At 32.7% G+C, this 10,712-nt stretch carries 9 protein-coding genes; 4 read left to right on the top strand and 5 right to left on the bottom strand.

Annotated elements, in window-relative coordinates; translation table 11 throughout:
* The first annotated feature begins 227 nt into the window (after positions 1 to 227).
* Positions 228 to 1,370, top strand: a complete 1,143-nt coding sequence (locus tag CD116_RS07985) for a PrsW family intramembrane metalloprotease (protein ID WP_078101683.1) — start codon at positions 228 to 230, stop codon at positions 1,368 to 1,370.
* Positions 1,371 to 1,668: 298 nt separating this feature from the next.
* Here CD116_RS07985 and nikA read toward each other — a convergent pair whose 3' ends face one another.
* The 4 genes from nikA to CD116_RS07965 all read right to left on the bottom strand — a co-directional run bounded on the left by nikA (position 1,669) and on the right by CD116_RS07965 (position 5,151).
* A complete protein-coding gene (nikA, locus tag CD116_RS07980) occupies positions 1,669 to 3,144 on the bottom strand; it encodes a nickel ABC transporter substrate-binding protein (RefSeq protein ID WP_047548818.1) in 1,476 nt (491 codons plus the stop codon).
* Between the two features lie 190 nt (positions 3,145 to 3,334).
* Complete coding sequence (locus tag CD116_RS07975) at positions 3,335 to 3,697, bottom strand: DUF488 domain-containing protein (RefSeq protein ID WP_047529195.1); 363 nt, start codon at positions 3,695 to 3,697, stop codon at positions 3,335 to 3,337.
* 109 nt (positions 3,698 to 3,806) lie between these two features.
* Positions 3,807 to 3,980: a hypothetical protein gene (locus CD116_RS07970; RefSeq protein ID WP_047424126.1), complete on the bottom strand. Its 174-nt coding sequence runs from the start codon at positions 3,978 to 3,980 to the stop codon at positions 3,807 to 3,809.
* A gap of 25 nt (positions 3,981 to 4,005) precedes the next feature.
* Positions 4,006 to 5,151, bottom strand: a complete 1,146-nt coding sequence (locus CD116_RS07965; RefSeq protein ID WP_047548816.1) for a globin domain-containing protein — start codon at positions 5,149 to 5,151, stop codon at positions 4,006 to 4,008.
* Between the two features lie 574 nt (positions 5,152 to 5,725).
* Between CD116_RS07965 and CD116_RS07960 the strand changes: the two genes are divergently transcribed.
* Complete coding sequence (locus tag CD116_RS07960) at positions 5,726 to 6,679, top strand: L-lactate dehydrogenase (RefSeq protein ID WP_047548814.1); 954 nt, start codon at positions 5,726 to 5,728, stop codon at positions 6,677 to 6,679.
* Between the two features lie 295 nt (positions 6,680 to 6,974).
* Here CD116_RS07960 and ptsG read toward each other — a convergent pair whose 3' ends face one another.
* Positions 6,975 to 8,504 carry a glucose-specific PTS transporter subunit IIBC gene (gene ptsG / locus CD116_RS07955; protein WP_047548812.1) on the bottom strand — a complete coding sequence of 510 codons (1,530 nt, stop codon included), beginning with the start codon at positions 8,502 to 8,504 and terminating at the stop codon, positions 6,975 to 6,977.
* A 370-nt stretch (positions 8,505 to 8,874) separates the two neighbouring features.
* Here ptsG and CD116_RS07950 point away from each other — a divergent pair, with 370 nt between their 5' ends.
* Complete coding sequence (locus CD116_RS07950) at positions 8,875 to 9,810, top strand: nucleoside hydrolase (protein ID WP_047529202.1); 936 nt, start codon at positions 8,875 to 8,877, stop codon at positions 9,808 to 9,810.
* Positions 9,811 to 10,148: 338 nt separating this feature from the next.
* The coding region (locus CD116_RS13930; RefSeq protein ID WP_240625111.1) for a helix-turn-helix domain-containing protein at positions 10,149 to 10,712 on the top strand (564 nt) is incomplete at its 3' end.

Raw genomic sequence — 10,712 nt, 5'->3', positions numbered from 1 at the left:
GAACATAAAAAGTAAAAAAGGTTTATATTTTCGAAAGTGTAATACAAAAGTGCTCAATCGAACAAAGTATTTATATTAAAATATGGAAAATCCATCAATATTAAATTAAAATAGTTTTATTATGAAGAATGAGAGTAGGTAAGTCTATGGAAGGTCTTAATCATCGAAGAAATACAGAAAAAGAAGAGACAACACAAAAAGTTGCGACTAATGCAAGAGAAGAGGGGATGTCATCAGCAAGTATACAATCAACTAAGACGTCTAACATACATAATGAATCTATTGATAAACAAATGGAAGCCAAATCACATGAAACAGCGCAAAATACAGATTTAAAAAACGAAGCAAGAAGTTTATTTGATAATGCAACCAAATCAATCGGTAGACTAGCTGGTAATGATGAAAGCTTAAATCTTAATTTAAAAGATATGTTTTCAGAAGTATTTAAGCCACATACTAAAAACGAAGCTGATGAAATATTTATAGCGGGTACTGCTAAAACAACGCCAGCAATTTGTGATATATCAGAAGAATGGGGGAAGCCATGGCTCTTTTCTCGAGTATTCATCGCTTTCACAGTAACGTTTATTGCATTGTGGGTCATGGCAGCGGTTTTTAATAACACTAACGCGATTCCGGGTCTCATTTTTATCGGTGCTTTAACAGTACCGTTATCGGGTTTGTTCTTCTTTTATGAATCAAATGCGTTTAAAAATATTAGCATTTTTGAAGTTATTATCATGTTCTTTATTGGTGGCGTATTTTCATTATTAAGTACGATGGTATTATATAGATTTGTCGTTTTTAGTGATCAATTCGAAAGATTTGGTTCGTTAACATTTTTTGATGCATTTTTAGTAGGATTAGTTGAAGAAACAGGTAAAGCACTTATTATTGTTTATTTTGTGAATAAATTGAAAACGAATAAAATTTTGAATGGATTATTAATCGGTGCTTCCATTGGTGCTGGGTTTGCAGTTTTTGAATCGGCAGGTTATATTTTAAATTTTGCTCTAGGTGAAAATGTACCGTTATTAGATATTGTCTTCACACGTGCATGGACTGCGATTGGTGGTCATTTAGTTTGGTCAGCTATAGTCGGTGCTGCAATAGTTATTGCGAAAGAACAACACGGATTTGAATTCAAAGATATTTTCGATAAACGATTTTTAATATTCTTTTTATCAGCTGTTGGGTTACATGGTATTTGGGATACATCTTTAACTATACTTGGCAGTGATACGTTGAAAATATTTATTTTAATCGTTGTTGTGTGGATACTTGTATTTATTTTAATGGGTGCAGGTTTAAAACAAGTTAATTTACTGCAAAAAGAATTTAAAGATCAACAGAATAAAATACAAGAATAATAATTAAAGCTTATGTTGCTCATATGTTTGTGACATAAGCTATTTTTATAATTTGTCTTTATACGAGTGGGATTGGAATATTTTTTGGAAGTTTAAAAATGTGTTTCACGTTAAACAAATAGTGACAATTAGTTTTATGTAAAATGAACATGATTAACGGAAAGCATGTAATAATCATTTTTATTGAAATTCATGACACAGAAATTAATGTAATCATTTAAATAAATTAAACCACGCCATAATCACATTGGTTGACTACGGCGTGGTTTTTAAGATTGAGATGGGACGCTTAAGACCCCTATCGCTCAATCGTTGTTTGATAATCAATTAAATAAATGCCTTCAGGTGTAACTTTATAATTTTTAACGTTAGAATTTGCAGCGACAATTTGATCGTTATAGGCGATGTAACTATTTGGCATATCTTGGCTAGATAATTTGATAATGTCATTAGAAATATTGTGACGTTCATCAACATTAACTGTATGATTCAACTGATTAATTAAATCATCGACTTTATTATTATCATAGTTTCCTTTATTAATAGCGCCATCTTTTTTATATGCTTGATTAAAGAAATAGCCTGTATCTCCACGAGGAATCGTTCCGAAACTATACATCGTTGCATCCCATGCAGAACGGTCTTTTAAGTAACCTTCAATGTCATCGACACTTTTAATATCGATTTCAATATTCGCCTTTTTAGCATCTGATTGTAGTACTTGCGTAATTTTAGACAATTCTGGACGACCGTCATACGTAATTAATTTAATTTTTAATGGATGATTTTTCGTATAACCTTCTTTGGCTAATAAACCCTTAGCTTTATCAATATTTTGCTTGGTCAATTTAGGCTCCTTAATGTAAGGGATTTTATCATTAAATGGACTTGTTGCAGGTTTCGCATAACCTTGATAAATATGGTCTGCAATACCTTGTCTATCAATGACATTGTCTAGTGCCTCGCGGACGGACTTAGTCATTTTCTTATTTGTATGATTATACATAAGTAAAGAAGTTCTAAAGCCAGACTTTTTCGATACTTTCAAATGCTTATTACTCGTAATATCTTCTACTTTATTAACGGGTACATCGGTAATTAAATCGGCTTTTTTAGATTCTAAATTTCTGACACGATTATTACCATCTTCTTGATACGTTACAGTTATATGATCTAATTTAGGTTTACCTTGCCAATAGTCTTTAAATTTTGTTAATGATATTTTTTGTGACTGCTTATAATCTTTTATTTCATATGGTCCTGTACCAACAGGTGTTTGATTCACATCTGATTTAGCATCCGTGTCATAAATTGCCATAAATGGATTCGCTAATTCTGATATAAGTTCAGGATAAGCTGATTTCGTTTTAATTGTCAGTTTTTGACCTTTAGCGGTAATTGATGATATTGGTAATGAGTATTTAACCAAGTCACTTTTTTTCATGCTATTTTCAAGGCTAGATTTGACTTTTTCTGCAGTCAATTTTTGACCGTTTTGAAATTTAATATTATCTTTTAACTCTAAATCTAACGTTGTATTATTTGGTTGATGATACGATTTCACTAATACTTTTTCTATTTTTCCTTGATCATTAGTTTTAAATAATGATTCTGCAGCACCAATCTTAACTGGTACATCTGTTTCATAAGGTGCAATAGACTTTGTTTTTAACGGTAACGAAATATTTAAGTCTTTGCCAGATGACTGCGTAGAGCCACATCCTGATAACACTAATACTGCTGAAAATATAGTTGCTAGTCTTTTAAACTTCATTTCATTAACACTCTCTTTCTAATTACTAAGTAAAACCCAATAATTAATATTTTAAAACTTTGTTTGGTTAAAGTAAAATATTGCTTGAGTTTAGTATTTTTAAAAATAAAATTAATATTCGTAGTTATATTTAAAAAAAGTGAATATAGAAATGAATTTGACAGTGTATATGTTTATTCATGACACATACTTATTTTTGATTTTTCAGCAGTTGTTTTAGTATCACAGCTTGGTTATGTTCAGTATCTTTGGCAGCATATAACAATAGAACATGATTATGTTTTTCGACGAGACCTTTTAATTCTTTAAAAGCAGCTTTTTGAACACTATTATCACGTAATTCTTTTTCGTATTTTTCTTTAAAAGCTCCAAAAAGTTTAGGGTCATGATGGAACCACTTTCTTAATTCAGTAGAGGGGGCGACGTCTTTTAACCAATAATCAAGATTCGCAGTACTTTTCGACATACCTCTTGGCCAGACTCTATCGACTAGGATACGAATAGCGTCGGTCCGTTCTTTATGATTGTAAATTCGTCCGATATCTATGGTCATCTTGTGAACTCCTTTCTTATGATATTCAAAGCGCATTCTTTCATCCTAATACCCTTAAATTGAAAAAACAGCCACGACAAAGTAAAGTCACAGCTGTTTTACATACGTGTTATTTATTTTTACGTTTGGTTAAATACTTTAAGCCAATTGCGAAGACAGTATAGCCAGTAATTGTTTGCACCAATGTTTTAATTAAATTGTTATTTTTAACGACGATATTTGCAGCAACAATACTTGAGAAATATAATGCAAATACTTTAACGTACCGTTGGTTAAGTTTCATATCGACACTAAACTCCTTTCCTTAATTAGACTGCAACACTTAGTCTAGGAATGAATGTTTCGTAATGGACGCGATTCAAATCGTAATTTAAAGACTTAAGTGCTTCAATCATAGATTTTAAGAATTTTGTACCACCACAGATATAAATTTCAGGTTTATTCTCTAAAAATGCTTTTAATTCTTCAGCACCAATATAACCTTGTTCATCTTTTAAGTGGGTATATAATTTAGCGTTGTCATGATGATTTACGATACTGTCAAAGTTATCTTTGAAAGGTAAGTGTTGTTCATTTTCAGCAACTTGAACCATTTGTGTATCTAAACCTTTGGCAGAGGAAGCTTCATACATAGCTACTAAAGGTGTGACACCAATACCTGAACCTAAGAAAAGTTGTGGTTCAGTCGTATTCTCTAATACGAATCCACCTACAGGCGCAGCTAGATTAATCATATCGCCTTCTTTAATCTCATCGTGTAAAATTGTTGAAACTTCACCTTCATGTTCTGTTGTGACATCACGTTTAACGCCAAAAGTTAAATGGTTTTTATCACCTGATACGATAGAATAGTGACGCTTAGCTCTATATGGAAGTTTATCACTAGAAACATCAACTGTGATGTATTGTCCTGGTGTAAATTCACTAAAGTCATATTCTTTAGTTTCAACTGTAAATGATTTAATGTCTTCAGATTCTTGTTTAATGTTAGTAATTTTGAACGGTTTGAAACCAATCCACATCATCTGATCATAAATTTCTTTTTCAATTTGGATAAACACATCCGCTATAACACCGTATGCTTTTGCCCAAGCTTGAATGACAGGATCATTTTCTTCTAATCCAGTAACATCTTGAATTGCTTTTAATAAATTTTCCCCCACAATTGGATAATGCTCAGCATAAACTTGTAGTGCGCAGTGTTTATATGCAACTGGCATAATGACTGGTTTAATAACACTTAAATTATCGATGTTAACAGCTGCAGCCATTACTGCTTGTGCTAATGCTGAAGATTGCATGCCTCTTTTTTGGTTCGTTTGATTAAACATGTTTAAAAGCTCAGGATGAGCTTTAAACATTTTTGGATAAAAGATTGATGTAATTTCAGTACCTTTCTCTTTAAGTAAAGGAACCGTTTGTTTGATAATGTCTTTCTCTTGTTCTGTAAGCATGATACTCCTCCTTTAATCTGTCTAATTCAATTATTCTACTAATAATTTCGACAATCAATTAATTGGTTTGAGAAAATATAAATAAAATTGCAAATTTGATAATTGTATGACATTTTTAATTTGTAAAATACTTATCAATAAGTATTGCGTGCAATTGTCTGTTTGACTTCAACGATTTGCACGCATTTATTTTACTAATTCAAAAAACGTTGTTGTTTTCATAAAAGAACTAAACATGCCAATAAAAAAGTGAATATATAAATCATCGCTGACGAAGTACGCGAGCTAAAGTCACCTGAGATGTAATCGTATACAAATTAAAAAGGTGTAAAAATCAAATTAAAATGTGAAATAAATCACAATTAAATATTGACCCAGCACTTAATGCATGTTACATTTTATATGTGAAATAAATCACAAACTTAAAAGTGGATAACACATGACCTTTTAAGTTTTGCGTTGAAAATAAAAGAGATGTTTATTTGCTTTTGTATCATCATTAAGCAGTAATTAACTAAAATGCTTTCTATTGTAGGAGGTGTTTTAGTGAACTAATCATAAGGGAGTTTTTGTAATGAACAAATTTAAAGGGAATAAAGTTGTATTAATAGGTAATGGTGCAGTAGGTTCAAGCTATGCATTTTCATTAGTAAACCAAAGCATTGTTGATGAATTAGTCATTATTGATTTAGACACTGAAAAAGTTCGAGGAGATGTTATGGATTTAAAACATGCCACACCATATTCTCCAACAACAGTTCGTGTGAAAGCTGGCGAGTACAGTGATTGTCATGATGCAGATTTAGTTGTCATCTGTGCTGGTGCTGCACAAAAACCTGGAGAAACACGTTTAGACTTAGTATCTAAAAACTTGAAAATATTCAAATCAATTGTTGGTGAAGTAATGGCATCAAAATTTGATGGTATTTTCTTGGTAGCTACAAATCCTGTTGATATTTTAGCGTATGCAACATGGAAATTCTCTGGTTTACCTAAAGAACGTGTTATAGGTTCTGGTACAATTTTAGACTCTGCACGCTTTAGATTATTGTTAAGCGAAGCGTTCGATGTTGCGCCACGTAGCGTCGATGCTCAAATTATTGGTGAACATGGTGACACTGAATTACCAGTATGGTCACACGCTAATATTGCAGGTCAACCTTTAAAGGAATTACTTGAACAACGTCCTGAGGGCAAAGAGCAAATTGAACAAATTTTTGTTCAAACACGTGATGCAGCATATGACATTATTCAAGCTAAAGGTGCCACTTATTATGGTGTTGCAATGGGATTAGCTAGAATTACTGAAGCGATTTTCAGAAATGAAGATGCCGTTTTGACTGTATCAGCATTATTACAAGGCGAATACGAAGAAGAAGATGTTTATATTGGTGTTCCAGCAGTCATCAATAGAAATGGTATTCGTAATGTCGTTGAAATCCCATTAAACGACGAAGAACGTAGCAAATTTGCGCATTCAGCTAAAACATTAAAAGATATAATGGCTGAAGCCGAAGAACTAAAATAACTTTGATTTAAAAACCATACCATTCCAAAAATTGTAAAACTTTACCCAAAAAATTGTATAAAGGGCTATTTGATAACAAGATAATCAGATAGCCCTTATTTTATTTTCAAAACAAAAATCAAACATGTGAAAAAATGCTTACATCAGTTCGATATAATACAGAAACTTAAAGTCAAATGATAGTCCTATTAGTATATTATTTGTAATATATAAGGTAATAAAAGCAACGACACTAATTTTCACCGTATGCATGGAATTTATGAATCGCTGCTCTTATTTATGTTCATTTTTATGATTAATCTCCGAGTAATTCTTCAATTTCATTTTTAATAACTGTTACATGAGGACCGTAGATGATTTGAACGCCGTTACCTTGTTGAATGACACCTTTGGCACCAGTACTTTCTAGCATTTCTTTATTAACATATTCGTTATGTTGGAGTGTGACACGTAATCTTGTAGCACAGCAATCAACGATTTCGATATTATCCTTTCCACCTAAACCAGCTACAATAGTTTCTGCTCTTTCGGTAGCCTCAACTTGCTGTTGCAATTCTTTATCTTCTCGACCGGGTGTTTTGAAATTAAATTTCGTAATTAAGAAGCGGAAGACGATGTAGTACAAGCAGAACCACACAATGCCAATAGGTATGACATATAGGTAGTTTGTTTTACCATTACCTTGTAGCACACCAAAGAGTAAGAAATCGATAAAGCCTCCACTGAAGGTTTGGCCAATTGTAATATTAAAAATGTCTGCCAACATAAATGCTAAACCATCAAAGAAGGCATGGATTACATAAAGAATAGGTGCGACAAATAGGAAACTAAATTCCAAAGGTTCAGTAATACCTGTTAAAAATGATGTTAGTGCAGCAGATAGCATTAAACCACCAACCACCTTTTTATTTTCAGGCTTAGCAGTATGATAAATAGCAAGTGCAGCGCCGCATAAGCCAAACATCATTGTAATAAATCGACCTGACATAAATCTAGAAACACCTGAATAATATTTGGTCACATCTGGATCACCAAGTTGCGCGAAAAATATATTCTGTGTACCTTGAACCAAATGACCTTTCACTTCTAAGGTACCACCAAGCGCTGTCTGCCAAAAAGGTAAGTAAAAAATATGGTGTAAACCAAGTGGACCTAACAACCTTAAAATAAAACCATAAACAAATGTACCAAGGGCACCTGTTTTTGTTACGAAACCACCAACATGATAAATACCTGCTTGAATGGTAGGCCAAATAAAGAACATGAAGACGCCTAAAAAAATTGCAGCAAAGGCAGTGACAATAGGGACAAATCGAGAACCACCAAAAAAGCCTAAATAAGGTGGTAAGGTCACTTTATGATATTTATTATGAAGTAGTGCAGTCATTATACCTGTAATAATCCCACCGAAAACACCTGTTTCAACAGTTTGTATGCCGAGAACCATGCCTTGTCCACTTTGTGCGAGTTGATCTTTCGCTAATGTTCCTGTAATTGTTAATAGACCATTCATCGTCGCATTCATAATTAAAAATCCAAGTAGTGCAGCTAAGCCAGCAGTACCTTTATCACTTCTAGATAAGCCAATTGCTACACCAATCGCAAAGATGACGGGTAAATTTTGAAAGACGATACTTCCTGCAGCTGACATTAATGTAAAAATATTTTGTAATAAGGTAATATCTAAGATAGGGTACGCTTTCACGGTGTTAGGATTACTTAACGCACCACCGATACCCAACAATAGACCTGCAGCTGGCAAGATTGCGATAGGTAGCATAAATGATTTGCCAAACTGCTGTGCTTTTTCAAATAAAGATTTCATTAACATCCCTCCTAATTAATCTCAATATAGCTTTTGAGAAATTTAATATCAATGTATATTCTGTGTATGAAAATATTTTTCATAAAAATTGTTTGAATCATGTAACAATCATATAAATCAACATTTATATTGTTGTGAAAGTTAATTTTGAAAAGCCTGGAATGTTAACATATACAATTTAAAAAAGCGTGTTGATGAACCATAATATAAATGACTTGATACAGAAAAATACAATTGAAAACAATATCGCCACGATATAATCACGAGTTTGTATATTAATATGGCAACTTTTCAGGACAATCATACGTAACAAATATAAATAAATTTACATAAACACTGCGATGACAACTTAAGAAAGGCGGAAATTTGAATGAAGAAAAAAATTATTATGGATTGTGACCCAGGTCATGATGATGCGATAGCACTTATTTTAGCAGGCGCACATGATAGTCCGTTAGAGATATTGGCAGTAACGACTGTAGCAGGAAATCAAGCAGTTGAAAAGAATACTATCAATGCTCTGAACGTGTTGGATATCATGGGACGTCCAGATATAGAAGTAGCCAAAGGTGCAGCTAGGCCATTAATTAAACCGGCGGCCTTTGCGTCTGAAATACATGGAGAATCTGGCTTAGATGGTCCGAAACTACCTTTAACACCTTCACGTCAAGCAATTGAAATGTCAGCATCAGATGTCATTATTAATAAAGTGTTGGCAAGTGATATACCAGTCACAATTGTAGCAACAGGACCACTTACGAATATAGCAACAGCATTGATTCGTGAACCAAGTATCGCTGAGCATATTGAATCTATCACTTTGATGGGCGGTGGTACCTTTGGAAATTGGACGCCCACAGCAGAGTTTAATATTTGGGTAGATGCTGAAGCAGCGAAGCGTGTTTTTGAAAGTGGGATTTCAATCCATGTGTTTGGTCTTGATGTAACACATCAAGTATTAGCAACTAATGAAGTAATAAAACGTTTTGAACGTATTAACAATCCTGTAGCCCAGTTCGTTGTAGAACTACTGGAATTCTTTAAGACAACGTATAAAGCGCATTTTAATATGGACGGCGGTCCAATTCATGATGCGTGTACGATTCTGTATTTATTACGACCAGAGCTTTTTACAATGACACATGTCAATATCGACATTGAACACCAAAGTTCGTTAACATACGGGACAATGGCTGTGGACTTAAATAATGTTACTGGCAAACAAGCAAATGCTTATTTTGCTACAGCTGTAAATGTTGAAGAAGTATGGAACGTAATGGAAGAAAAATTGCGTACATACGACTGATAGTCAATTAAAAATGTTTGCAAATTAAACCTTGAGGCACATTTTATATGTGTTTTGGGGTTTTATTTTGCTTGTTTAAAAAGTTTGTGTTGCATTAGTATAATCCCATTAAATAATGAAAATAGCCTAACAAATTATGAACCGTTAATAGTCTTGGAAAAAGTTAAATTGCTTTATTTCAAAAGATTAAAATTACAAAAAAATACCGATATAATTAAAATATTGGCAATAAATCACAATGATGTACAAATTGATTTTAAAAATATGTGTTCAATGTGTGTACATCGATGTGATGATTGATGATAAATTGAGCTCAGATGCTCAAAGGAGGATCGGACATGAACGTGGATAATCAACAAATACTAAGAGAAATTGTATTGAATCCTACAATTCATGGTAAAGAACTTGAATCAATATTTGGATTGTCTAGAAGACAATTAGGCTACCGTATTCAAAAAATCAATCTATGGCTAGAGCAAGAAGGTTATCCAAAGGTTGAACGAACAAGCCAAGGAAATTTTATTATAAGTTCTGAAATCATGACGTTATTTAAACAAGAAGAGAGAGATGAACAAAGTGTAAATGCACAACAGATGATTTTTAGTATTGAAACGAGACGATATTATTTAATGCTAATGCTTTTTAGCAAAGAAAATGCAATGTCTCTTAATCATTTTGCGATTGATTTACAAGTTAGTAAAAACACTATTATTCACGATTTGAATCATGTGAAAAATTTGCTTGAAAGTCAAGGGTTAGCACTTAAATATTCTCGTAAACATGGTTATGAATTAGTAGGGGATGAATTTGAAATTCGACGTTTTTTCATTAAATTAATTGATCAGAGATTGGACCATGATATTACGAAAAGCGAAGTTTTGAAAGCGCTTAATCTTACATTT

This window comes from Staphylococcus schweitzeri (genome assembly GCF_002902405.1).
GTDB lineage: Bacteria > Bacillota > Bacilli > Staphylococcales > Staphylococcaceae > Staphylococcus > Staphylococcus schweitzeri.
The sequence above is the reverse complement of the archived record's forward strand: the minus strand, read 5'-3'. Positions and strand labels throughout refer to the sequence as shown.